At 67.4% G+C, this 22,158-nt stretch carries 23 protein-coding genes, 1 tRNA gene and 1 other RNA gene; 18 read left to right on the top strand and 7 right to left on the bottom strand.

Features of this window, described 5'->3' with window-relative positions; all coding sequences use genetic code 11:
- Positions 1–194 precede the first annotated feature (194 nt).
- On the top strand, positions 195–926 hold the full coding sequence (locus ABD210_RS24770; RefSeq protein ID WP_344114478.1) for a hypothetical protein: 732 nt from the start codon (positions 195–197) through the stop codon (positions 924–926).
- Positions 927–1,133: 207 nt separating this feature from the next.
- On the opposite strand, the gene ABD210_RS24765 is transcribed toward ABD210_RS24770, so the two are convergent.
- Positions 1,134–1,221: transfer RNA gene (locus tag ABD210_RS24765), tRNA-Ser, on the bottom strand.
- A gap of 257 nt (positions 1,222–1,478) precedes the next feature.
- Between ABD210_RS24765 and ABD210_RS24760 the strand changes: the two genes are divergently transcribed.
- Both ABD210_RS24760 and ABD210_RS24755 read left to right on the top strand, forming a co-directional pair.
- A complete protein-coding gene (locus tag ABD210_RS24760) occupies positions 1,479–1,928 on the top strand; it encodes a hypothetical protein (RefSeq protein ID WP_344114477.1) in 450 nt (149 codons plus the stop codon).
- A complete protein-coding gene (locus tag ABD210_RS24755; RefSeq protein ID WP_344114490.1) occupies positions 1,861–2,475 on the top strand; it encodes an SET domain-containing protein in 615 nt (204 codons plus the stop codon). The genes ABD210_RS24760 and ABD210_RS24755 overlap by 68 nt, the downstream gene beginning before the upstream one ends.
- Positions 2,476–2,596: 121 nt before the next feature.
- Here the strand turns inward: ABD210_RS24755 and ABD210_RS24750 are convergent, their stop codons facing one another.
- Positions 2,597–3,406 (bottom strand): TIGR03620 family F420-dependent LLM class oxidoreductase, encoded by an 810-nt coding sequence (locus tag ABD210_RS24750; protein ID WP_344114476.1) that lies wholly within the window; start codon positions 3,404–3,406, stop codon positions 2,597–2,599.
- Positions 3,407–3,511: 105 nt separating this feature from the next.
- Between ABD210_RS24750 and ffs the strand changes: the two genes are divergently transcribed.
- The 3 genes from ffs (at position 3,512) to ABD210_RS24735 (ending at position 5,954) form a co-directional block, all read left to right on the top strand.
- An RNA gene (gene ffs, locus ABD210_RS24745) (signal recognition particle sRNA small type) lies at positions 3,512–3,608 on the top strand.
- 173 nt (positions 3,609–3,781) lie between these two features.
- Positions 3,782–4,597 (top strand): ammonia-dependent NAD(+) synthetase, encoded by an 816-nt coding sequence (gene nadE / locus ABD210_RS24740; protein ID WP_344114475.1) that lies wholly within the window; start codon positions 3,782–3,784, stop codon positions 4,595–4,597.
- 184 nt (positions 4,598–4,781) lie between these two features.
- On the top strand, positions 4,782–5,954 hold the full coding sequence (locus ABD210_RS24735) for an acyl-CoA dehydrogenase family protein (protein ID WP_344114474.1): 1,173 nt from the start codon (positions 4,782–4,784) through the stop codon (positions 5,952–5,954).
- Between the two features lie 10 nt (positions 5,955–5,964).
- On the opposite strand, the gene ABD210_RS24730 is transcribed toward ABD210_RS24735, so the two are convergent.
- The 3 genes from ABD210_RS24730 to ABD210_RS24720 all read right to left on the bottom strand — a co-directional run bounded on the left by ABD210_RS24730 (position 5,965) and on the right by ABD210_RS24720 (position 7,563).
- Complete coding sequence (locus ABD210_RS24730; RefSeq protein ID WP_344114473.1) at positions 5,965–6,363, bottom strand: SRPBCC family protein; 399 nt, start codon at positions 6,361–6,363, stop codon at positions 5,965–5,967.
- Between the two features lie 11 nt (positions 6,364–6,374).
- Complete coding sequence (locus ABD210_RS24725; RefSeq protein ID WP_344114472.1) at positions 6,375–6,833, bottom strand: MarR family winged helix-turn-helix transcriptional regulator; 459 nt, start codon at positions 6,831–6,833, stop codon at positions 6,375–6,377.
- Between the two features lie 94 nt (positions 6,834–6,927).
- A complete protein-coding gene (locus ABD210_RS24720) occupies positions 6,928–7,563 on the bottom strand; it encodes a TetR/AcrR family transcriptional regulator (RefSeq protein ID WP_344114471.1) in 636 nt (211 codons plus the stop codon).
- A 79-nt stretch (positions 7,564–7,642) separates the two neighbouring features.
- Between ABD210_RS24720 and ABD210_RS24715 the strand changes: the two genes are divergently transcribed.
- The 10 genes from ABD210_RS24715 to ABD210_RS24670 all read left to right on the top strand — a co-directional run bounded on the left by ABD210_RS24715 (position 7,643) and on the right by ABD210_RS24670 (position 17,801).
- Positions 7,643–8,356: an SDR family NAD(P)-dependent oxidoreductase gene (locus tag ABD210_RS24715; protein ID WP_344114470.1), complete on the top strand. Its 714-nt coding sequence runs from the start codon at positions 7,643–7,645 to the stop codon at positions 8,354–8,356.
- 25 nt (positions 8,357–8,381) lie between these two features.
- Positions 8,382–8,720, top strand: coding sequence for a VOC family protein (locus tag ABD210_RS24710; RefSeq protein ID WP_344114469.1), 339 nt, complete (start codon positions 8,382–8,384; stop codon positions 8,718–8,720).
- Between the two features lie 109 nt (positions 8,721–8,829).
- The gene (locus ABD210_RS24705; protein WP_344114468.1) at positions 8,830–9,933 is read left to right on the top strand and encodes a Gfo/Idh/MocA family protein; all 1,104 of its coding nucleotides are present in this window, start codon (positions 8,830–8,832) and stop codon (positions 9,931–9,933) included.
- Positions 9,934–9,983: 50 nt separating this feature from the next.
- Positions 9,984–11,609 carry a long-chain fatty acid--CoA ligase gene (locus ABD210_RS24700; RefSeq protein WP_344114467.1) on the top strand — a complete coding sequence of 542 codons (1,626 nt, stop codon included), beginning with the start codon at positions 9,984–9,986 and terminating at the stop codon, positions 11,607–11,609.
- Between the two features lie 50 nt (positions 11,610–11,659).
- Positions 11,660–12,538 (top strand): glucose-1-phosphate thymidylyltransferase RfbA, encoded by an 879-nt coding sequence (gene rfbA / locus ABD210_RS24695; protein WP_344114466.1) that lies wholly within the window; start codon positions 11,660–11,662, stop codon positions 12,536–12,538.
- 45 nt (positions 12,539–12,583) lie between these two features.
- Positions 12,584–15,052, top strand: coding sequence for a DNA polymerase III subunit gamma and tau (locus tag ABD210_RS24690; RefSeq protein WP_344114465.1), 2,469 nt, complete (start codon positions 12,584–12,586; stop codon positions 15,050–15,052).
- A gap of 286 nt (positions 15,053–15,338) precedes the next feature.
- The gene (locus ABD210_RS24685; protein WP_344114464.1) at positions 15,339–15,845 is read left to right on the top strand and encodes a YbaB/EbfC family nucleoid-associated protein; all 507 of its coding nucleotides are present in this window, start codon (positions 15,339–15,341) and stop codon (positions 15,843–15,845) included.
- Between the two features lies 1 nt (position 15,846).
- Complete coding sequence (gene recR, locus ABD210_RS24680) at positions 15,847–16,446, top strand: recombination mediator RecR (RefSeq protein WP_344114463.1); 600 nt, start codon at positions 15,847–15,849, stop codon at positions 16,444–16,446.
- On the top strand, positions 16,439–17,083 hold the full coding sequence (locus ABD210_RS24675) for a DUF5063 domain-containing protein (RefSeq protein WP_344114462.1): 645 nt from the start codon (positions 16,439–16,441) through the stop codon (positions 17,081–17,083). The genes recR and ABD210_RS24675 overlap by 8 nt, the downstream gene beginning before the upstream one ends.
- Positions 17,084–17,147: 64 nt before the next feature.
- Complete coding sequence (locus tag ABD210_RS24670) at positions 17,148–17,801, top strand: hypothetical protein (protein WP_344114461.1); 654 nt, start codon at positions 17,148–17,150, stop codon at positions 17,799–17,801.
- Between the two features lie 13 nt (positions 17,802–17,814).
- Here ABD210_RS24670 and dinB read toward each other — a convergent pair whose 3' ends face one another.
- The gene (gene dinB / locus ABD210_RS24665) at positions 17,815–19,020 is read right to left on the bottom strand and encodes a DNA polymerase IV (RefSeq protein ID WP_344114460.1); all 1,206 of its coding nucleotides are present in this window, start codon (positions 19,018–19,020) and stop codon (positions 17,815–17,817) included.
- An 80-nt stretch (positions 19,021–19,100) separates the two neighbouring features.
- Between dinB and ABD210_RS24660 the strand changes: the two genes are divergently transcribed.
- A complete protein-coding gene (locus ABD210_RS24660) occupies positions 19,101–20,309 on the top strand; it encodes an MFS transporter (protein WP_344114459.1) in 1,209 nt (402 codons plus the stop codon).
- Here ABD210_RS24660 and ABD210_RS24655 read toward each other — a convergent pair.
- On the bottom strand, positions 20,306–20,626 hold the full coding sequence (locus tag ABD210_RS24655) for an ArsR/SmtB family transcription factor (protein ID WP_344114458.1): 321 nt from the start codon (positions 20,624–20,626) through the stop codon (positions 20,306–20,308). The genes ABD210_RS24660 and ABD210_RS24655 overlap by 4 nt on opposite strands.
- Before the next feature lie 262 nt (positions 20,627–20,888).
- On the opposite strand from ABD210_RS24655, the gene ABD210_RS24650 reads away from it, so the two are divergent.
- Positions 20,889–22,157, top strand: a complete 1,269-nt coding sequence (locus ABD210_RS24650) for an aspartate kinase (RefSeq protein ID WP_344114457.1) — start codon at positions 20,889–20,891, stop codon at positions 22,155–22,157.
- Position 22,158 lies beyond the last annotated feature (1 nt).

Raw genomic sequence — 22,158 nt, 5'->3', positions numbered from 1 at the left:
CCATGACCACCAAGGGGTCAATTTTCAACTGCCGCAACGGGGTCAGTTTTCGGCTACCGTTGACAGTGCATCGCGGAGTACGTAAGGCGGCTTCGAGACAGCGACCGCCGAGACCAGACAGCATAGCTATGGGACGCAAACCGAACCTTGCATCAAGCATCTACGAGGGCGCGGACGGGAGTTGGCATGAGCGGGTGACCGTTGGTGTCCGCGATGACGGGACCCCTGACCGGCGGCACGTAAGAGGGAAGACCGAGGCCGCGCGCGAGCACAAGTTCAAGCGAACCGATCTTACGCGGATGTGGACGGGCGACGGTCTGATGTGGGGCGGCGATGCGCCACGACTGTCCAAGGTTCCGAGCCCTAAATCGCAGATCGCGAAGTTCCCTGCCAATCTCTGCCGACGCTGCAACAACGAGCAAGGCCAGCCATTCGATGCCGCATACGACAAGTTCGCTGAATATGTATGGAATAACACCGATTTGCTCTGGCGAAGCAGGCATGTAGATATGCAGACCATCTACGGGACCCCTTGGAATTCTTCCGTGGTTGATCTTGCGCGTTACTTCGCTAAGCACATCGGGTGTCGTATCTCGGAGGGTGGGTACGCGGTGCCTGACACTCTCGCGACGTTCATGGATGGCGGCGAGATGATGACCGACGTTCAGATGGTCCTCTTCAAGGAGCGAGCGCGGCGAAAGCTAGAACGCATGGGCCGGCGGGACGGTTTGGACTCTCGTGGTCTCTGGCTCGGCCCCGCTTCCGATGCCGTGAGTAAGAGTCGGCAGATACTGACCATGTACTCGTCGACCCTGATCTTGGCTCACGTCGGTGTTCTATACCGATGGGAGGAAGGAACGACCGACGCTGACCCCCTTCTATCTGTACCGACGTGCGCGGTTACACAGGCGGCATCGGCTGCCTGAGTTCTGAGGCGTCCAAGCAGCCAGCGCGAGCGCAGCCCTGGCGCGGGTGCGAGCTCTCAGGTGGCCGTAATGAGACAAGAACTGAGACCACCGATGGAACCAGCCCGGTCGCTGATGCGGCCGGGCCGGTTCTACTTCGGTCTCTCTGCGAGTGCCGGTACTGCGCTCTGACCAGCGGAAACACCGGTCAATCGGCCGCTCGGAGAGTGGCGGAGGATACGAGATTCGAACTCGTGAGGGGTTGCCCCCAACACGCTTTCCAAGCGTGCGCCCTAGGCCTCTAGGCGAATCCTCCAAGCCGAGAGAATACGCGGTCCGGGGCGACTTCTGAAATCGGGGGTGTGGAGTGTGGATCGTCGCGGTTGAGCCGACCGCCAGGCCATCGACGGGGTCCGCCGCGTACTTGTCACCGCCTGCGGGGCAGGGCCGGCGCGCCGATTGATGGCCTGGCGGTCCCAGTGGCGCGGGAGGGGCAGCCCTGGTAGCGACTGCGCCTAGCGCGAGGGTGTAAATGGCGCGAGCGAAGGCGTGCGGCGATCTAGGGTCCGAGGCATGGAGAGCGCTCGGATGGAGTTGAAGGAGATCGGACCCGAGGACGTCGCGGAGGTTCAGTTGCTGATCGAGTCTGATCCCGGCTACACCGAGCGGATCACGGGGTATCCGCCTGGGCAGGCGGATGCGGAGAGCTTGTTGATGGCGCGGCCTGAGGGATTGTCGGAGGACGCCAAGGTCGTGCTTGGCGTGTGGGAGGACGACCAGTTGGTGGCGGTGGTGGATCTGCTCAGGGGGTATCCGACTGGGCACACCGGGTTCATCGGGTTGCTCGAGGTACATGGCGGACCACCAGGGGCGGGGAGTGGGCGCCGCGGCGTACAGGTTGGTGGAGGACTACGTCGCGACGGCCTGGCCGGAGGTGAGGACGTTGCGGTTGGCGGTGGTGGATACCAACGCGGCGGTGGCTGCGGGGTTCTGGCAGCGGCGCGGGTTCGAGCTGACTGGTGAGGAGAAGCCGTACAAGTACGACAAGCTGGAGTCGGTCGTTCGGCTTTATGAGAAGCAGCTCTGCTGGGGGCATCCGCACCTGGCAATACAGAGGTCGGAGATTGCGGGGCAGGGCTTGTTCGCGAGCAAGCCGATCTCGAAGGGCGAGGTCGTCTCCCGGCTTGCTGGGCGGAAGGTCACCACGGCGGAGCTGAAGGAGTTGCTGAAGAATCCGCCGGTGGACACGATCACGCTCGACGAAGACGAGCATCTGGTGCTGCCGAGGGATCCACGGCCGGTAATTGCCTATGGCAACCACAGTTGTGACCCGAATCTGTGGTGGATCGATGCCGTCACGTTGGAAGCGCGGCGGGACATCGCGGCCGGCGAAGAGGTGACGAGCGACTACGGCACCAGCACGGGGGTCGACTACGAGCTCGCTTGCCGTTGTGGCTCACCGCTGTGTCACGGCACGATCACCGGCGACGATTGGAGGCGGCCTGAGCTTCAGGAGCGCTACGGCGACCACTGGATCCCAGCGCTACTGAGCAAGCAGCGTGTGAGCTGAGACCGCTCACCTTCGTCCATGCGGATGCGGCAGCCCAGAACTTCCGGACTGCACTCCACGGTGAGGTCGTCTTCCTGGAGTCGGAAGGCCCAGGTGGAACAACCGCCTCGAGGAGGCAGTACTACGAAGAGAGCAGCACGGGGGCTAGGGCTCTCCACTGCTCGATGGGTTGCGGGCCGGTTTCGCCGGTGATGACGTTGATGGCGACCTGGTCGGCGCCTGCAGCATGGTGTTCGGCCAACTTTGCCGCGATCTCCTCCGCCGTACCCCAGGCGGCAAGCTCGTCCACCATGGCGTCAGGCAGCTCCGCCAGATCCGTTTCGCTGAAGCCCTGCCGCCGAAGTGAAGCCGCGTAGGCGGGGATCCGGGGGAAGAAACTGATCGTTTCCCGCGCAATCGAACGAGCCCGCGAGGCGTCGGTCTCCAGCACGACCAGGTGGTTCACGGTGAGCAGCTTGTCCGGGCCAAGGATCGCGCGGGCTGTGGCCGTGTAGGCCGACGTGATCAGGAACGGATACGCCCCAGCGCTGCGGTCGCGGGCGAGCTCGAGCATGCGTGGGCCGAGCGCCGCGAGCACCCGACGATCGACTGGTACGCCGGTCAGCTGGTCGAGGTAGGCGTTCAGGGTGGCGAGCGGTTTCGGGCCGCGGGCGCCGCCGAGTCCGACGATGAACCGGCCGGGTGCAGACGCCTCCAACCCGACGTACGTCGCGGCTACATCCCCCGCGGGATAGGTGTCGACGGCAAGGATGCCGCTGGCGAACTTGATCGACCTGGTCGCGCCGACCAGCTCGACGATCGTCTGCAGGCCGGGGAGTGGACCCCGACAGCCAGATGACGGGATACCCGAGCTCTTCCGCGGCTGCGGCGGCTTCGAGGGAATGGGGGCTGCTGGTGAGGCCTGTCGAGATCCCGAACGGCCCGAGTGCAAGCTTCGTCACATCAGCCAGCTTAGGAAGCCCCGCCAAGCCCGAACCGGGCGGAGGCCCGGAGGAGGCCGATTCCAGACCTTGGCCGGAGATCCCGTACACTCTTGGCTGGTTCCCCGCGTGGCGGTATCTCGCCCAACTCCCCCAGGGCCGGAAGGCAGCAAGGGTAAGTGAGCTCTTCCGGGTGCGCGGGGAATCCTCATGTCCGGACCCAGACGGCCCGCCGAAGCATGGCTCTCGGGTGGCTCGGCTCCACATCGGCGGAGCGGACAGCGCCCGCCCGGTCGGCGGATTCCGGCACCCGGACGGCCACCACCTGATCCCGCTGCAGGAGAAATAGGCTGGCCGGGTCAGACCCGAGCCGACGAGGGAGCCCGATGAACGAGGACCGCCGCTATCTGCAGGAGTTGATCATCGCGGAGCTCGGGGTGACCCCGTCGTTCGATCCCGACCTGGAGATCCAGCGCCGCCTGAACTTCCTGACCGACCAGCTCCGCCTGTCCGGCGCCTCGTCGTACGTGCTCGGCATCAGCGGCGGCGTCGACTCCAGTACTGCGGGGCGCCTGTGCCAGCTGGCCGTCGAACGCATCCGCGAGGACGGGGGGAACGCCCGCTTCATCGCGATGCGCCTCCCGTACGGTGTCCAGCTGGACGAGGACGACGCCGCGAGAGCGCTCGAGTTCATCCGCCCGGACGAGACACTCACGGTGGACATCAAGCCCCCGACGGACGCGATGGTCGAGTCGGTCAAGCACTCCGACCTCGGCGAGCGGGCGGACTTCCACACCGGGAACATCAAGGCGCGGCAACGGATGATCGCCCAGTACGTCGTGGCCGGCGCGCGCGGGGGACTCGTGGTCGGGACGGATCACGCGGCAGAGGCGGTCGTCGGATTCTTTACCAAGTACGGCGACGGCGCGTGCGACCTGACACCGCTGTCGGGGTTGACCAAGCGCAGGGTCCGGGCGATCGGCGCCAAGCTCGGCGCCTCGGACGAGATCACGGGGAAGGTCCCGACCGCGGATCTGGAGACGAACAACCCGGGCCTCCCCGACGAGGTCGCTCTGGGCGTCACCTACGACGAGATCGACGACTTCCTCGAGGGCAAAGACATCGACGACAAGGCGGCCGAGGTCATCATCCGCCACCACCGCCGCACGATCCACAAACGAGCCGTCCCCATCGCCGTTTGATCGCCCCCCGGACGTCCAACACTCACCAAGGCCGCCCGTCGGGACGTAGCGACGCTCACCTCCACCGCTGCGCGCTCGGTCAACCCTGCTTGGTGAGTGTGGGCGGTCCGCCCCGCCGTGAAGCCGGGTCCCGCGAATCTCCATCAACAGGTGAGTGAGCGTAGATCGGCCTAGGGTGAACCACATGGTTGACTTCTCACTCACTGATGAACAGCAGGCGATCCGCGAGACGACTCGTGAGTTCGTCCGCCGCGAGCTCATGCCGCTGGAGAACGAGGTGCTGCGGCGTGAGCGGGAAGGGCTCCCCGGGCTGGAACCGGAGCGGACCCAGGAGCTGAGGGCGAAGGCGAGGTCGTTCGGGTTCTGGGGGCTGAGCACGCCCGAGGAGTACGGCGGGATGGACCTGTCAGCCGTCGACCAAGCCCTGATCACGAGCGAGCTGGGGCGTACCTTCGTGCCGTTCTCGTTCGGCGGCGAGGCCGACAACATCCTCTATGAGTGCAACGAGGAGCAGCGCAAGGAATACCTGCTGCCGACCATCTCCGGCGAGCGGCGGTCCTGCTTCGCGATCACCGAACCGGGCGCCGGCTCTGACACCCGCGCGATCCGTACGACGGCGCGGCGCGACGGCGACGACTGGGTCATCCGCGGTGAGAAGACCTTCATCACCGGGGGCAACGAGGCCGACTTCGCCATCGTCATCGCGGTCACGGATGCCGAGAAGGGCTCGAAGGGCGGGTTCACCGCGTTCCTGGTCGACCGCGAGCGCGGCTGGACCTCGGACCGGATCATCACGATGGGCCAGGCAGTCCCCGCGACGCTGAACTTCGACGACGTCCGGGTACCGGCCGACCACGTGCTCGGCGAGATCGGGCAGGGATACGAACTGGCGATGCGCTGGATCATGAAGGGCCGGTTCATCATCCCGGCCCGCGGTATCGGCGCCTGCGAACGCCTACTCCAGCTGGCGATCGACCACGCCAACACGCGGCAGACCTTCGGCAGCGCGATCGGTGACAACCAGGCGATCCAATGGATGATCGCCGATTCCGAGGTCGAACTCGAGGCCGCTCGCTGGCTCGTTCTGTACGCCGCTTGGGTGGTCGACCAGGGCCGGCATCCGCAACACGACAGCGCGATCGCCAAGCTCTACGGCACGAACACGGTGAACCGCGTGGCCGACCGGGTCCTGCAGATCCACGGCGGCATGGGCTACACGAAGGAGCTGCCGATCGAGCGGTGGTTCCGCGAGGTCCGTCTGTGGCGCATCTTCGAGGGCACGGACGAGATGCAGCGCCTGATCATCTCCCGCGACCTGCTCCGCGGCTACCGCAAACCAGGCGCCCACTTCCACTGAGCCCGCAGGGTCACGCGGTTCGGCTGAGCTGGGTGACCCGGTTGGCGAGGCGGCCCAGACGGACTGACGCGATCCCGCGGTAGGCAGGCCGCAGTACTGCGGCGAGCGGGCCGGCCTGTTCGAAGGAGTGGGTGACCTGGTCGTCAGGGCCAAGGATCCAGCTGCCAGTCTCGTGGAAGCCCGGGACCTGCCAGCTGATCTCGATCCGGTCCGGCTCGATCGCCGTGTACTCGAGGTGGCCGCTCAGACCGGGGCGGACGCGCAGGGCGTAGCGAACGCCGACAGCCGGCTCGTCCGGACCATCGATCGCGAGGAAGGCCTCGTTCCACTCCGGCAGGGAGAGTGTGTCCAGCAGCGTGTGACGGATCGCGATCGGGTCGGCGGGGATGCGTGAAACGGCTTGTTCCATGACTATTTCTCCTACTCGGTGTCGCGCCGACGGGCCAGCGCCTCGCCGGTGGGGAAGGCCTCGGCGACTGCTCGCAGCGTGCTGATGGTTTCGCTCACCGGTTGTCCGGCGACGAGTTTGTCGATGGTGTTGTGCAGGACTCGCTCGGCCGCGACGATGCGGCGGCAGAGCGCCCGGCCGTCCTTGGTCAGGCTCAGCGCCAGATAGCGCCGGTCGTCAGGATCGATGTCGCGCTCGACCAGACCCTGCGCGACCAGCCGATCGACCAGGCGGCTCGGGCTGTTGCCGGTCTCGCAGACCAGCAGCCCGCCCAGTGCGTTCAGCGTCAGCGGCCCGTGGTCCCGAAGCACGCGCAGCACCTCAGCCTGCGACGGCGTGATCCCGAGCGGCCGGAGCTCGGCGGCGAGCAGCCGGTTTCCCTCGCGCTGGACCGCCAGCACGAGATACCGCAGCTCCTCGGCAACCTTCACCTCAAACAGATTACACGACACGTATGTCGTATCAACTAATACCCAATGCCTGTTACTACTGGGGTTTGGCGATCTGGGACTTACCCGGGCACGCTCAAGAAGTAGCGGCGTCTACCAGAGCGGCTGCCACCGTGCGCGCAGTGTTGTCCGCCGCCTTGTCCTTGTCGAGCCACGCGCTGATGCCCGACCCGTCGTACAGCAGCACCAACTGCTGAGCCAGCAGCACGGGATCCTTCGCACCCGCCTCCACTGCAAGGTCGAGGAACAGTGCGTGCAGCCAGGCCCGATAGTTGTGCGAGGACTCCTCGACCGCCGGGATGTTCGGCGCGTCCGCGTTCGCGCCGATGAACGCGCAACCGCGGAAGGACGGGTCCGTGAACGACAGTCCCTGGACCTCGAACACGCCGACCAGCCGCTCTTTGGCGGTCTCGTACCGCTCGGCGAGCTCCTTCGCCATCCGCTCGCTGGTCGCGTCATGCCGGGCCTGCAGGTACGCCCGGATCAGCCCTTCCTTGTTGCCGAACGCGCTGTAGAGCGTCGCCTTCGCCACCCCTGCGTGCTCGATCACCCGGTCGATGCCGACGCCCTGGATGCCCTCGGCATAGAACAGCTCGTTCGCCGCCGCCAGCAGACGCGCCTTCGCGGCCGCGCTGCGCTCCTTCGGTGACGGATTCGGTGTGGCGGTCTTGGCGGTAGAGCTCTTGGTGGTGGTCGGTGCCTTCGGTGCCATGTCTTTGACTTTAACAGACAGGTCTGTCTAGTATCAATCATATAGCAGACAGACCTGTCTGCCTCATAAGGAGAAGACCATGTCACAGACCGCGTTGGTCACCGGTGCGACCTCGGGAATCGGCCGGGCGATCGCGCTCGAGCTCGGCAAGGCCGGCCACGAGGTGGTGGTGCATGGCAGGGACGCTCTGCGCGGCGCCGCCACCGTCGAGGCCATCACCAGGGCAGGCGGCCGCGCCCGTTTCATCGCCGCCGACCTGACCGACGCCGATGACGTACGGCGCCTTGCCGCCGCGGCCGGGCAGATCGACGTACTGGTCAACAACGGGGGACTGTCGGCCTTCGCGCCGACTGCGGAGTTCCCTGTCGATCGGTTCGACGCGTTGTTCGCCGGGAATGTGCGAGCGCCTTTCCTGCTGGTCGCGGCCTTCGCGCCCGGGATGGCCGAGCGAGGGAACGGAAGCATCATCAGCATCGGCAGCATGGTCGGCGCGATCGGCCTACCGGGCGGCGCGGCCTACGGAGGCACGAAGGCCGCGCTGTCAGCGATGACGCGAGCGTGGGCGGCGGAGTTCAGCGCCAAGAACGTGCGGGTGAATCTCGTGGCCCCGGGTCCGGTCTACACCGACGGCGCGGATTCCGACTTCATCAAGTACCTCGGCAGCACGACCGCCATGGACCGCGGCGCCGAACCCCGCGAGATCGCCGAGGTCGTCGCGTTCCTGGCGTCCCCAGCGGCCGGCTACATCACCGGTGCCACCATCGCCGTCGACGGCGGTCGCACCGCCATCTGAAAAGCCTCAAGGAAGAAGGAGAAACATGAGTACAACCGTGATCGGAGTCAGCCTCGACACAACGGACTCGGCCGAGCTGGCCGGATTCTGGGCGGGTGTCCTCGGCCTGACCGTCAACGCCGGCGCCACCTCGGAGTACGCGGCAATCGAGTCCACGCCCCGGTTGGTGTTCCACCGGGTTCCGGAGGGCAAGGTCGTGAAGAACCGGCTGCACCTCGACCTGCTCAGCGACGAGTTCGACCTTGAGCTCAAGCGACTGCTCGGGCTCGGCGCCACCCGCGTCAACGAACTTAGGCAGGGCGGTGCGCACTGGATCACGCTGGCAGATCCGGAGGGCAACGAGTTCGATCTGATCGCGGGCTGATCGGATCAGCGGGCGAGTCCATCATGGGGACGGCGGTCGCGGCAGGCGATGGGCGGGCGAGAATGATGTGGTGCCGTGGGAGCGGCGGCTGAACCGATGAAGGGGCCACATGCTGACAAGTCCGCTGAAGGGTTCGCGTCCTGGGCGGTACGGGATCGTCGGCAGCGGCTGGCGGACCGGATTCTTCTTCCGTCTGGCGCGGGCGATGCCGGAGCGATTCGCCGTCACGGGTGTTGTCACGCGCAGCGCCGATCGCGGCCGGGAGGTCGAACGCGAGTGGGGAGTGTCGACCTTCCGGTCGGTGGACGAGCTGGTCGCGGCGGACCGGCCGGACTTCGTCATCGTGTCCGTGCCCTGGGATGTCGCTCCCGACGTGACCGGCGAACTCGTTGCCCTAGGCATCCCGGTGCTGAGTGAGACCCCACCGGCCCCGAACGCGGCGGGTCTGCGCCGGCTGTGGTCGGAGGTCGGCGACAGCGGCCTGGTCCAGGTGGCAGAGCAGAACCCGCTGCTGCCGTCGCACGCCGCACAGTTGGCGCTGATCCGGGCCGGGGTACTCGGTGAGGTGACTTCGGTCCAGCTGTCGTCCACCCACCTGTACCACGCTGTCGCCGTGATCCGTCGGCTGCTGGGCGTGGGCCTGGCGTCGGCGACCGTTGAAGCGCGGAAGTACGTCGCGCCGCTGGTCGATCCGATGGCCCGCGACGGCTGGTCAGGCGACACCGAGCCGAAGGACGCGACCACCACCCTGGCGACGATGGATTTCGGCGGCGGACGGATGGGTCTTTACGACTTCACCGACAACCAGTGGCACAACCCGCTGCGCAGCAACCGGATCGTCATCCGCGGCAGTCGCGGTGAACTCGTGGACGAGAAGGTGGTCCGGCTGGCGGATCCGGCGACGGTGCTGGAGTCGCGGTTGGTCCGACGCCAGACCGGCCTCGACCTCAACCTGGAGGGGTTCGCGCTGGACCACCTCAGCCACGACGGCACCGTGCTTTATCGCAATCCGTTCCCGGGTGAACGGCTGGCCGACGAGGACATCTCGATCGGGGCTTTGCTGGCGGGGATGACGGCGTGGTGCCACGGGGAGGGCGAGCCGCCTTACCCGCTCGCCGAGGCGTCCCAGGACCACCTGATCGCGCTCGCCATCGAGGAGTCAGCCGGCACCGGGCAGCCAGTCGTCGCCGGCCGAGAGCCCTGGTCGAGCTGACTCCCGAGCTGTGGTGGCCAATCTGACATCGGGACTGGCACAGTGGGCCCATGAAGGGTCTGATGCAGGACTACCAGCTGTCCTTGGACACGATCTTCCGCCGGGCTGAGCAGCACTACCCGGACAAGACCGTCTATACGGGCGGCCCCGCGCCCTCCAGGACGACGTACGCGGAATGGGCGGCGCGGACCAGACGGCTGGGTGGCGTGCTCGACACGCTCGGGATCAGTGCCGACGGCCGCGTCGGCACGTTCGCCTGGAACTCCGGCCGACACCTTGAGCTGTACTTCGCGGCGCCGTGCACCGGCCGAGTCCTGCACACGCTGAACATCAGGCTGTTCCCCGACCAGGTCGTCTTCATCGCGAACCACGCCGAGGACGAGGTCGTCTTCGTGGACCGCTCCCTGCTCGGGGTGTTCCTTCCGCTGCTGGACAGGCTCCCGCTGGTCCGGCACGTCGTCGTGATGGACGACCTGCCGCCGGGTGCTCCCGGGGTGGAGGTCCCGGAAGACGGCCGCTTCCACGACTACGAGGAACTCCTGGCGGCGGCGGAGCCGGTCGAGTTCCACGTCGACGACGAGAACCAGGCCGCCGCGATGTGCTACACGAGCGGGACGACCGGGAATCCCAAGGGCGTCGTGTATTCGCATCGGTCGACCTGGCTGCATTCGATCGGCGTGCTCACGAACGCGGGGATCGGCCTGGCCGAGACCGACACGGTGTTGCCGGTGGTCCCGATGTTCCACGCGAACGCCTGGGGTCTCGCGCACGCTGCGCCGATGGCCGGGGCGAGTCTGGTGTTCCCGGGTCCGGACATGTCGCCGCAGGGAATCCTCAAGCTCCTGCAGGAGCAGGGCGTCACCCTGGCTGCGGGTGTGCCGACGATCTGGCAGGGGTTGCTGCCGCTTCTGGATGGCGTGGAACTACCCAAGCTGCGGCGAATCCCCTGCGGCGGGTCCGCAGTACCGAAGGCCTTGTCGGAGGCGTTCCGGGAGAAGTTGGGCAAGCCGATCCTGCAGGCGTGGGGCATGACGGAGACGAGCCCGGTCGCGACCGCGGCGCACGTGCCTGCTCGGTATGCGGATCTGCCGGAAGAGGACAAGGCGAACCTGCGGGCCAGGCAGGGACTGCCGCTGCCCGGCGTGGAGGTCCGCATCGTCGAGCCTGGCTCGATCACGCCGCTGCCGTGGGATGACGAGGCCACGGGTGAGCTGCAGGTTCGCGGACCTTGGATCGCGGCCGAGTACTACCGGCCCGATGAAGGTGTCCAGCTGAACACCGACGACGGCTGGATGAAGACCGGCGACGTGGCTGCGATCGACGCGTACGGCTCGGTGCGGCTCGTGGACCGGACGAAGGACCTGGTGAAGTCCGGTGGCGAATGGATCAGCTCGGTGGAGCTCGAGAACCTCCTGATGGCTCACCCGGCGATCAAGGAGGCGGCGGTGGTCGGCGTACCGCATCCCAGGTGGGACGAGCGGCCGCTGGCGTGCGTAGTCCTGGCAGAGGGCGAGACCGCGACAGCCGAGGAGATCCTTGCTTACCTCGAACCGCTGGTCGCGAAGTGGTGGCTGCCGGACGCGGTCGAGTTCATCGACGAGGTGCCGAAGACGTCGGTCGGCAAGTTCTCCAAGAAGGACCTGCGGACGCGATTCGCGGAGTACCACCTGGAGTGATCGTCGCCTCGACGTGGTCCGGACTGTGAACCTGGGTAGGGTGCGGTCGCATGCGAGGGATCATCCTGGCCGGCGGCTCCGGCACGCGACTGCATCCGCTGACCATGGGTGCCAGCAAGCAGTTGCTGCCGGTGTACGACAAGCCGATGGTCTACTACCCACTGTCCACGCTGATGCTGGCGAACATCCGCGAGGTGCTCGTCATCACCACGCCGGACGACACGTCGCAGTTCCAGCGCTTGCTGGGCGACGGGTCGCAGTTCGGGATGGAGATCTCGTACGCCGTGCAGCCGAGCCCCGACGGGCTCGCCCAGGCCTTCCTGATCGGCGAGTCCTTCATCGGTGGTGAGCCGGTTGCGCTGGCGCTCGGGGACAACATCTTCTACGGACCGGGTCTCGGGATCCGGCTGCAGACGTTCAATGAGGTCGACGGTGGGGTCGTGTTCGCCTATCGCGTGGCGGATCCGAGTGCGTATGGCGTCGTGGAGTTCGACGCCGAGGGGCGCGCGCTCAGCATCGAGGAGAAGCCGGACGAGCCGAAGAGCAACTACGCGGTGCCGGGGCTGTACTTCTACTCCAGTGACGTGATCGAGATCGCCAAGGAGATCAAGCCTTCCCCCCGGGGTGAGCTGGAGATCTCGTCGATCAACGACGCCTACCTCAGGGCCGACCGGCTCCACGTCGAGGTGCTGCCGCGCGGCACGGCCTGGCTGGACACGGGGACCTTCGACTCGCTGATGGCGGCCGGCGAATTCGTCCGTGCCGTCGAGATGCGGCAGGGGCAGAAGATCAGTTGCCCCGAGGAGATCGCCTGGCGGCGCGGGTTCATCGACGACGCCGGACTGCAGAAGCGCGCCGACGCGCTGGCCAAGTCGGGCTACGGCGACTACCTCGCCGGCCTGCTCGAGGAAGCCGGCAAGCTCCGCTGATCGGGTGGGGAGGTTTTGTCGGCGCTCGGCGCTAGGGTTGCGGTCGTGGAAGCACCCCTAGCGTTGTACCGCCGGTATCGCCCGGAGACGTTCTCCGAGGTGATCGGGCAGGACCATGTCACCGCTCCGCTGCGGAACGCGCTGAGCAACAACCGGGTCAACCACGCCTACCTGTTCTCCGGACCGCGTGGCTGCGGCAAGACCACCAGCGCCCGGATCCTGGCCCGCGCGATCAACTGCGAGAAGGGCCCGATCGCCGAGCCGTGCGGGGTCTGCAAGTCCTGCACCGACCTGGCCCGCGGCGGGCCCGGCAGCATCGACGTGATCGAGATCGACGCAGCCTCGCACGGTGGTGTCGACGATGCGAGAGACCTGCGCGAGCGGGCCTTCTTCTCGCCGGTCGAGAGCCGCTACAAGATCTACATCATCGACGAGGCGCACATGGTCACCACGCAGGGCTTCAACGCCCTGCTGAAGCTGGTCGAGGAGCCGCCGCCGCACCTCAAGTTCATCTTCGCGACCACCGAGCCGGACAAGGTGATCGGCACGATCCGGTCCCGGACCCACCACTACCCGTTCCGCCTGGTGCCGCCGAAGGTGCTGGCCGACTACATGGCTTCCCTGTGCGAGGCGGAAGGCGTGACCATCGCGCCGGCCGTGCTGCCGCTGGTGGTCCGGGCGGGTGCGGGGTCTGTGCGTGATTCGCTGAGCGTGCTCGACCAGCTGATCGGTGGTGCTGACGCCGACGGCGTGACCTATCAGTTGGCGGTCGCGCTGCTCGGGTTCACGCCCGACTCGCTCCTGGACGCGTGCGTGGACGGGTTCGCGGCGCACGACAGCAAGGCCGTGTTCGAGACGATCGAGAAGGTGATCGAGACCGGCCAGGACCCGAAGCGATTCGCCGAGGACCTCCTGCGTCGGCTGCGCGACCTGGTGATCCTGTCGGCGGTGCCGAACGCCGTGGCGTCGGGATTGATCGAAGCAGCCGAGGATCAGGGCGAGCGCCTGCAGACCCAGGCGGCCGGGATCGGCGCCGCCGAGCTGACTCGCGCGGCAGACATCGTGGCAGCCGGGCTGCTGGAGATGCGCGGCGCGACCGCCCCGCGGCTGCAACTGGAGCTGATCTGCGCGAAGGTCCTGCTGCCGGGCGCGGACGATTCCACCAACGGCATCCAGGCCCGACTCGACCGAATGGAACGCCGCCTGACCATCGGCGTCCCCGGCGCGCCGGACGCCGGCTCAAGCGGTACTGCGGGACCCCCGGCAGCCGCGCCCTCCTCGCCTACGTCTTCTTCAGCCTCGGCTGGTTCGGGCCGCTCGGCCGCTGCACCTTCCGCACCGAATCAGGCTGCTCCGTCGGTGACCCAGGCCGCGTCCTCGAAGGCGGCCGGTGCGGCAGGAGCCTCTTCGGCAAGTGATCGCTCCGGCGCCTGGGGGGACGAGTCCAGCGCATCCCAGCCGACCACAGAATCGCGAGGTGGACCGAACTCTGCCTCGGCAGGTTCCGCTTCCGCCGGCTCGACGCCGGCGGCAGGCCCGTCCGCTGGGTCGTCTGCCGCACCTGCCACGGCTGGGACCTCACCGGGCTCGGTCGGGTTGGCTGATGTGCGGCGGTTGTGGCCGGAGATTCTCGAGGCGGTGAAGACCAAGCGGCGGTTCGCCTGGATCATGCTGAGCCAGAACGCCCAGGTCATCGCGATCGACGAGCAGATCTTGACCCTCGGACTGGTGAACGCCGGTGCCCGGGAAAGCTTCGCCCGCTCCGGCAGCGACGAAATCCTCCGCGAGGCGATGATGGACACGATCGGCCTGAACCGCCGGGTCGAAGCCGTCGTCGACCCCTCCACCGATCCTGGTTCCGGCTCTCCAGCTGCTCCCAGCTCCCCGCCTCCGAGCAGCCCGCCCACCTCGTCGTGGGAGTCCACTCCCCCCAGCGATCACACTCCAGGCACCCCAGCCGGCGCCGCGCCGAACCACCCAGCCGACCCGTCAACCCCTGCCGGCAACACGCAAAACCCCGGAACTACTCCGAACCAGCCATCCACGGGGATCAACCAGCCCGCCGGTGCGGCGAGCGGCGGGGTCGACACCCCGGGAGCCCCTGTTGGTGGTCAAACCCATGCGGACTCAGCGGGGAACTCCCCGCGCGCGGCAGTCGCAGTACAAGATCGACCGGCTACGAATGGCGACCCGGCCGGCGAAAGCGCAGTGCGGGCTCCTCTCCAAGCCGACCAGCAGGCCGGTGGCCCCCCTGCTCCCACCGCAGCACCCGATCTCCCTGCGGACCGCCGCGACCAGGCCGCCAGCAAGCGCCGCGCCGCCGAAGCAGCCGTCGCCGCCGAGCAAGCCCGACGGGCAGCTGTCGCCCCCGTCGACGAAGCCCCCCTCACCCCAGAGGAAGAAGCCGAAGCCGTCGGCGAGGATGACGTCGTCCTGGAAGAGGACTCCCGCAGCCACACCGACCTCCTCCGCGAAACCCTCGGCGCCCAGATCATCACCGAAGAACCCAACTGATCCCCCACGGGTCGAGCAGGTCACCAGCTGAGCATGGTGCGTGCTCCCTGAAGTCGAGGTTCATCCACAACGTCGGAGCGGCCCTGTGGTTGTCGACACGCGCCGGGCGCAGGCTCGGCGTACCGGCTTCATCCACAGACTGTGGATGAAGCTGTCCACAGTCTGTGGAGAACCCCTGGGATACTCATCGGTTTCCGCCGGTACGATGGCTCGCGCTGGGGTTGTCCGCAGGACCGGCTAGGCTCGGGTCAGCGGAACTGGGAAGCAGTTCGGACGGGAGATCGCGGTGTTCGACGGTGGCGGTGCGCAGGGCGGCGGCGGCTTCGACATGTCCGACCTGCTCGCACAGGCGCAGGCGATGCAGAACCAGCTGATGGAAGCTCAGGCCAACCTGGAGAACCAGGAGGTCGAGGGCACCGCCGGCGGTGGTCTGGTGACCGCGCTCGTGTCCGGCACCGGTGAACTGCTCAGCCTGACCATCCACCCGCAGGCTGTGGACCGCGACGACACCGAGACGCTGGCCGACCTGATCGTGGCCGCGGTTCGTGACGCCTCGGAGAATGCCAAGGAGGTCGCGGCCCGCGCGATGGGCCCGCTCGCGGGTGGCCTCGGCGGCGGGTTGCCCGGCTTCGGCGGCCCGGGAAGCAGCGGCCCGGGAAGCGATGGTCCCGGCGACGAGGGCCACGGCACCCCGGAGATCGGCGGCTCCAGCAGCGGCAACGACAACACCCCCGGCATCGGCTTCACGCGTCCTGGCGGCACGACCGGGCAGCCCGGTCAGAACCCGGGCTGACGTGTACGAAGGGGCCGTCCAGGACCTCATCGACGAGCTCGGCCGGCTCCCCGGCGTCGGTCCGAAGTCCGCACAACGCATCGCCTTCCACCTGTTGTCCGCCGACGAGACCGACGTCCGGCGGCTGGCCCACGTGCTGGTACAGGTGAAGGAGAAGGTCAAGTTCTGTGAGATCTGCGGCAACGTCTCGGAGGAGACGCAGTGCCGGATCTGCCGCGACCCGCGTCGCGACCTCGCGCTGATCTGCGTGGTCGAGGAGGCCAAGGACGTCGTGGCGGTCGAGCGGACCCGCGAGTTCCGCGGTCGCTATCACGTCCTCGGCGGCGCGATCTCGCCGATCGAGGGGATCGGACCGGACGAGCTGCGGATCAGGGAACTGATGCAGCGGCTCGCCAGCGGTGAGGTGACCGAGATCATCCTGGCCACCGATCCGAACCTCGAAGGTGAGGCGACAGCCACCTACCTGAGCCGCTTGCTACGGCCTATGGGGTTGCGCGTCACCCGTTTGGCTAGTGGACTTCCAGTAGGCGGTGACCTCGAGTACGCCGACGAGGTCACACTCGGACGGGCGTTTGAAGGGCGACGATCGATCGATGACTGAATCAACCGATATTGCAGAGCGCGCGCTGGCGACGGACTCCGAGGACCTGCTCGAGTTTGCCGAACAGATCGCCGACCAGGTGCAGAGCTTCCTGATCTCCGTGCGGGACATCGCTGCGCAACCCGACGAGGACGGCGTCGACGAGGGTCTCGCCTCGCTGCCGTACCTGCTGCTCGAGGTGAGCCAGCTGCTGCTCGCCGGCGGCCGGCTCGGCGCGTTCGAGGACTTCGTCCCCGAGGAGCGGTTCGAGAGCGACGCGGGTCCGGATCCGGACCTGGACGCGATGCGCGACCGGCTGGCGATCCTGTTCGAGGGCCTGGACGAGTACGCCGAGGTCTTCGACCCGTACGCCGCGCCGCCTGAGATCACGGTGAACCGGTTGTCCGACGACCTGACCGCGATCGCGACGGACCTGGTGCACGGACTCGCGCACTACGAAGAGGGCCGGGTCGTCGAGGCGTTGTGGTGGTGGCAGTTCTCCTATGTCTCCACCTGGGGCGCGGCCGCGAGCGCAGTACTGCGGGCTATCCAGTCGCTGATCGCGCACGACCGGCTGGAGCCTGCCCACGACCCCGAGACCGAGGCCACCGACCGCGAGCTCGTCGAGGTCGCCGAAGAGGTCGTCCAGCGCCGCTGACCAGTCGGCGGTCGCCTGTGGATAGCCGGCGGCACGACCGCGCGGATTCCGGTTGAATGGACCGGTGTCTGTTTACGAGGTCATTCGTCGGCTGCCGGAGATCGACAAGGTGCGGCGGATCAGCCGCGCCTTGGCGATGCTGGACGCGGTGCTGAGCCCAGAGCCGCAGTACCGGTACTACAGCTTCGACTCGCGGTGGTCGCCCACCGACGAGACGGCGCTGATGCGGAACGGCAGCGGCGACGAGTATTCGATCGTGTTCTCACCCGACGGCGCGATCGCCCAGGGGCTGGATCACGAGTCTCCGATGTCGCCGTTCAATCCGGGCGTGGAGGACTCCTGGCCGGGCCTGTTCATCGGCGTCCCGGACGCCCTGGCCGCGGCGCTCGACGAACCGGCCTTCCTGGGCGTGGACGGCAAGCGTTGTGTGACGGTCTGCTTCTGGCGCCTGTATGAGGACTCGTCCTGGCAGTGCGGGCCGGTCCAGCATGCCGAGAAGGACGGCGCCGACTGGCTGTTCGACCTGCTTGCCGACGGCCGGCCTGAGGCGTATCTGAGGTTCGCCGAGGCCTACTACGAGGTCGAGTTGGAACTCGACGCCGTCCAGCACGTCTATGCCCTGATGCCGTTGACCGAAGAGGTCGTGACCGCGCTGAATCCCGAGCTGATGCTGAAAGACCTCAAGGACGACATCGCCGAGATCGGCTACCCCCGCTAGTCCGAGACTCGAGTCAGTCCGGAAGCATCGGGACGGTGAGGCCCTGGTCCCGGCCGAGGAGGATTCCCCGGGTCACCGCGGCAGAGCCGAACTTGTCGCGCACGTGGTCCAGTGCGCTGTCGAGTTCATCATTACTGGCCTTGTCGAACGGGAGTGCCAGCTGCACTGTCGCCTCATTCTCCAGGTTGCCGACCGAGATGCCGACCATGGTGATGCCCTGCCTCTCGATCATCGGCCGGGCAGCCGCCAGCAATGACCGCGCGGTGATCAGGATCGCCCGCGTCTGACCAGTTGCCTGAGGCAACGTATGCGACCGCGTCGCCCGGCTGAAGTCGTCGAACCGCAGCCGCAGCGTGACCGTTCGCCCAGCCCGTCCGGCAGACCGCATCCGCCGTGTCACCCGATCCACCAGTCCGGCCAGTACTGCGTCCAGGGTCGCCGCCGACTTGGGGGATCGTCCGAGTGCGCGTTGTGAGCCGATCGAGCGGCGCCGGCGGCCGACCTCGATCGGACGTGGATCCCGGTTGTGCGCGAGCGCGTGCAGGTGCCGGCCGGAAGCCCGGCCCAGCATCGCGATCAACGCGGCCTCGGGCAGGATCGCGATATCGCCGACTGTGGTCAGCCCCCGGTTGCGCAGCTTCTCGGCGGTCACCTCGCCGACTCCCCAGAGCCGCTCGACCGCCAACGGATGCAGGAACTCCAGCTCGCCATCCGGTGGGACCACGAGGAGGCCGTTGGGTTTGCCGACCCCGCTGGCCACCTTCGCCAGGAATTTCGTTCGCGCCACCCCGACCGTGATCGGCAGACCCACCTCGGCCATCACCCTGGCCCGGAGGCGCCGGGCGATCTCGACCGGCGTCCCGGCGATCCGGCGGAGGCCGCCGACGTCGAGGAACGCCTCGTCGATGGACAACCCCTCCACCAGCGGAGTGGTGGTCTCGAAGACCTGGAAGACCGCCTTGCTGGCTTCGGAGTACGCGGACATGCGCGGTGGGACGACGATCGCCCGGGGGCATCGGCGCAGTGCCTGGCCGCCGCTCATCGCAGTACGGACGCCGTAAGCCTTGGCCTCGTAGCTGCAGGCGAGGACGACGCCGGCGCCGACGATCACCGGACGTCCGCGCAGGCTGGGGTCGTCCCGCTGCTCGACCGACGCGTAGAACGCGTCCAGGTCGGCATGCAGGATGTTCGCCCCCGCCTGATCCGATGACACGAACATATGTTCGCATACTCACAGCAAACCTGAATAGGGAGAAATCCCGAGGCGCTCCCGGGTCGCGACAGGACAGAATGCGGGTTATGGACCTGTCGGCATACCGCGCGCTCTGGAAGAACCGAGGGGTTTCCGCCCTGTTGGCGTCGGCCCTGCTGGCGAGGTTGCCGGTGATGGCTGCCTTGGTGCCGGTGTCCTTCCTGGCCAAGGATGCGGCCGGCAACTTCGGTTGGGCCGGCGTGGTCGCCGGGGCCTACTCGGTCGGCATGGCGGTCGGCGGGCCGATCTGGTCCCGGGTGGCTGACCGGCGAGGTGCCCGTGGTGTCGTGATCGCTACGGGGATGGCCTGGGGATTGGCGATGGCTGCGCTGGCCCTGCTGCCGTCGGACTTGTTCCGCTTGATGCCGGTGTTGTCCGCACTGGCCGGAGCGGTCGTGTCACCTGTCACTTCGACTCTGCGCGCAGCTTGGCCTCGGCTGGTCCAGGGGCCACAGCTCAGGACCGTCTACGCGCTCGATGCGACCGCGCAGGAGGTGCTGTTCTCTGTCGGCCCGCTGCTGGGCGCAGTGGTGGTCAGCTTCGCCAGCCCGCGGGCCGGAGTACTCACTGCTGCTGTACTGGCGGGCGTGTCGATCTGGTGGTTCGGGCTGCGTCAGCCGCCGGCCCTGCCGCATGACGATGCATCCGGAGCGAGGTTGACTGCGCCGCAGTTGCTGTGGCATCACCGCCGGTTGCCCTTGATCGTCGCGTTCGGGCTCTGTGTCACGGCGTTCGCATCCATCTCGCTGGGCATCGTGGCGTTCGCGGACGTCCACGGCAACAGGCTGATCGCCGGCATCCTCGAGACCGTATGGGCCGTCGGCAGCCTGCTCGGCGGACTGGTCATGGGCGCGCTGCCAGGTCGGCGCGACTCGTACGTCTGGCGGCGCGCGTTCCTGATCTCGCTCGGGATGCTGCTGTGCGCCTTCGCCACTGCCTCGCCGGTGTCGCTGGGCATCGGCCTGCTGCTGTCGGGCTGCGTGTTGGCTCCCACTGTTGGTGCTCTGTACGAGCGGCTCGGCGCGCTGACTCCTGCCTCGGTCCGCACTGAGGTGTTCGGCTGGATGACCAGTGGCGGGATGGTCGGCGGGGCGATCGGGTCCTCGGTCGCGGGCCAGGTGGTCGAGACGTTCGGAGTTCGTTACGTCTGGGTCCTGGCCGCCCTGTTGACCTTCGGCGCCACAGTCTCCCTACTCCGCATCCCGCCGCATCGCCCCGCCGAGGAGGATGCGCTCACCGAGGCGGTGGCGATCTAACCGCGGCGTCCGCGGCGGATCTCGGTGTCCAGGGCGTCGAGGCGGTTCGTCCAGAACTTGCGGTACTGGTCGAGCCAGGCGTCGATCTCCTGCAACGGGCCGCTGTCGACCGCGTAGAGGCGGCGGTTGCCGTCCACCGTTACGGTGGCGAAGCCGTTGTCCCGGAGGACTCGCAGGTGCTGGGACACCGCGGGCTGGCTGATCCCGAACTCCTCGCCGATCGCGCTCGCGATGGCACCCGCCGGTAGCTCTCCGTCCGCGAGCAACTCCAGGATCCGCCGCCGGACCGGGTCGCCGAGGATGTCGAAGGCATGCATGGTGTCCGAGTATTTCAGTCGGAGCTTATATAAGCAAGTGGTCTGTTCCGCCGGAAGGTCTGCGGTCGGATCGGAGCCCTGCCAAGGTTCCTCCAGGCGTGAGGTGAACTGGCCGGAGGGCATGCCCAGGTGATGGTCGGCCCGCAGACAAGCGGAGGTTCACAGCTAGAATGACCCGGAACGACTACGCCTTGTGCAGCGCGGCACGGCGTACCGCAACCAGTGTTGCCGCTGGGGATTCAAGCTTTGAGGAGACACAGCTGTGGGACGCGTCGTGCACAAGTACGGCGGTTCTTCGGTCGCTGACGCCGATTGCATCAAGCGTGTGGCCCAACGGATCGTCGCGACGAAGAAGGCCGGGAACGACGTGGTGGTGGTCATCTCCGCGATGGGGGACACCACCGACGAGCTGATGGACCTGGCCCAGCAGGTCTCCCCGCTGCCGCCGCCGCGCGAGCTGGACATGCTGCTCACCTCGGGCGAGCGGATCTCCGCCGCGCTGCTGGCGATGGCGATCGCGAACCTGGGCTACGAGGCAAGGTCCTTCACCGGTTCACAAGCCGGCGTGATCACCACCTCCGCGCACGGCAACGCACGCATCATCGACATCACGCCGAGCCGGATCGAGAGCGCGCTCGGCGAGGGTCACGTCGCGATCGTGGCCGGCTTCCAGGGTGTCGCGCAGGACACCAAGGACGTCACCACGATGGGCCGCGGCGCGTCCGACACCACCGCTGTCGCGCTCGCCGCGGCTCTGAAGGCGGACTACTGCGAGATCTACACCGACGTGGACGGCATCTTCACCGCGGACCCGCGGATCGTGCCGGCCGCGAAGCAGATCCCGAGGATCTCCTACGAGGAGATGCTCGAGATGGCCGCCTGTGGCGCGAAGGTTCTGCACCTGCGTTGCGTGGAATACGCGCGGCGCTACAACGTCCCCGTCCACGTGCGTTCCTCCTTCTCCCAGAAGGAAGGCACCTGGGTCGTCGATGCGAAGGATATTCACACCATGGAACAGGCGATCATCTCCGGCGTGGCCCACGACCGTGGCGAGGCCAAGATCACCGTGGTCGGCGTGCCCGACAAGCCGGGTGAGGCGGCCCGCATCTTCGAGACGGTCGCCGGTGCCGAGACCAACATCGACATGATCGTGCAGAACGTCTCGGCGGTCGCCACCAACCGGACCGACATCTCCTTCACGCTCCCGCGCTCCGACGGCTCGCGGGCGATGTCCGCACTGGCCCGGATGAAGGACGAGATCGGCTACGAGCAGTTGCTGTACGACGACCAGATCGGCAAGGTGTCGGTGATCGGCGTCGGCATGCGTTCGCACCCGGGCGTCTCGGCGAAGTTCTTCTCCGCCCTGGCCGACGCCGGCGTGAACATCGAGATGATCTCGACCTCGGAGATCCGGATCTCGGTGGTCGTGGACGAGAACCTGGTGGACGCAGCCGTGACCGCGGCGCACACTGCATTCGACCTGGACGACGAGCACACCCAAGCTGTCGTGTACGGAGGAACTGGACGGTGAC

The organism is Kribbella alba (genome assembly GCF_039529635.1).
Classification (GTDB): Bacteria; Actinomycetota; Actinomycetes; order Propionibacteriales; family Kribbellaceae; genus Kribbella; species Kribbella alba.
This window is presented reverse-complemented; position numbering and strand designations above follow the sequence as displayed.

What these genes read in the sequence shown, in the direction of transcription:
- ABD210_RS24715 (WP_344114470.1), top strand. Translation starts at nt 7,643, where the DNA reads ATGTCACAGACCGCGTTGGTCACCGGTGCGACCTCGGGAATCGGCCGG.
- ABD210_RS24735 (WP_344114474.1), top strand. Translation starts at nt 4,782, where the DNA reads ATGGTTGACTTCTCACTCACTGATGAACAGCAGGCGATCCGCGAGACG.
- ABD210_RS24705 (WP_344114468.1), top strand. Translation starts at nt 8,830, where the DNA reads ATGCTGACAAGTCCGCTGAAGGGTTCGCGTCCTGGGCGGTACGGGATC.
- ABD210_RS24710 (WP_344114469.1), top strand. Translation starts at nt 8,382, where the DNA reads ATGAGTACAACCGTGATCGGAGTCAGCCTCGACACAACGGACTCGGCC.
- ABD210_RS24730 (WP_344114473.1), bottom strand. Translation starts at nt 6,363, where the DNA reads ATGGAACAAGCCGTTTCACGCATCCCCGCCGACCCGATCGCGATCCGT.
- ABD210_RS24655 (WP_344114458.1), bottom strand. Translation starts at nt 20,626, where the DNA reads ATGCATGCCTTCGACATCCTCGGCGACCCGGTCCGGCGGCGGATCCTG.
- ABD210_RS24760 (WP_344114477.1), top strand. Translation starts at nt 1,479, where the DNA reads ATGGAGAGCGCTCGGATGGAGTTGAAGGAGATCGGACCCGAGGACGTC.
- rfbA (WP_344114466.1), top strand. Translation starts at nt 11,660, where the DNA reads ATGCGAGGGATCATCCTGGCCGGCGGCTCCGGCACGCGACTGCATCCG.
- nadE (WP_344114475.1), top strand. Translation starts at nt 3,782, where the DNA reads ATGAACGAGGACCGCCGCTATCTGCAGGAGTTGATCATCGCGGAGCTC.
- dinB (WP_344114460.1), bottom strand. Translation starts at nt 19,020, where the DNA reads ATGTTCGTGTCATCGGATCAGGCGGGGGCGAACATCCTGCATGCCGAC.
- ABD210_RS24660 (WP_344114459.1), top strand. Translation starts at nt 19,101, where the DNA reads ATGGACCTGTCGGCATACCGCGCGCTCTGGAAGAACCGAGGGGTTTCC.
- ABD210_RS24720 (WP_344114471.1), bottom strand. Translation starts at nt 7,563, where the DNA reads ATGGCACCGAAGGCACCGACCACCACCAAGAGCTCTACCGCCAAGACC.
- ABD210_RS24700 (WP_344114467.1), top strand. Translation starts at nt 9,984, where the DNA reads ATGAAGGGTCTGATGCAGGACTACCAGCTGTCCTTGGACACGATCTTC.
- ABD210_RS24675 (WP_344114462.1), top strand. Translation starts at nt 16,439, where the DNA reads ATGACTGAATCAACCGATATTGCAGAGCGCGCGCTGGCGACGGACTCC.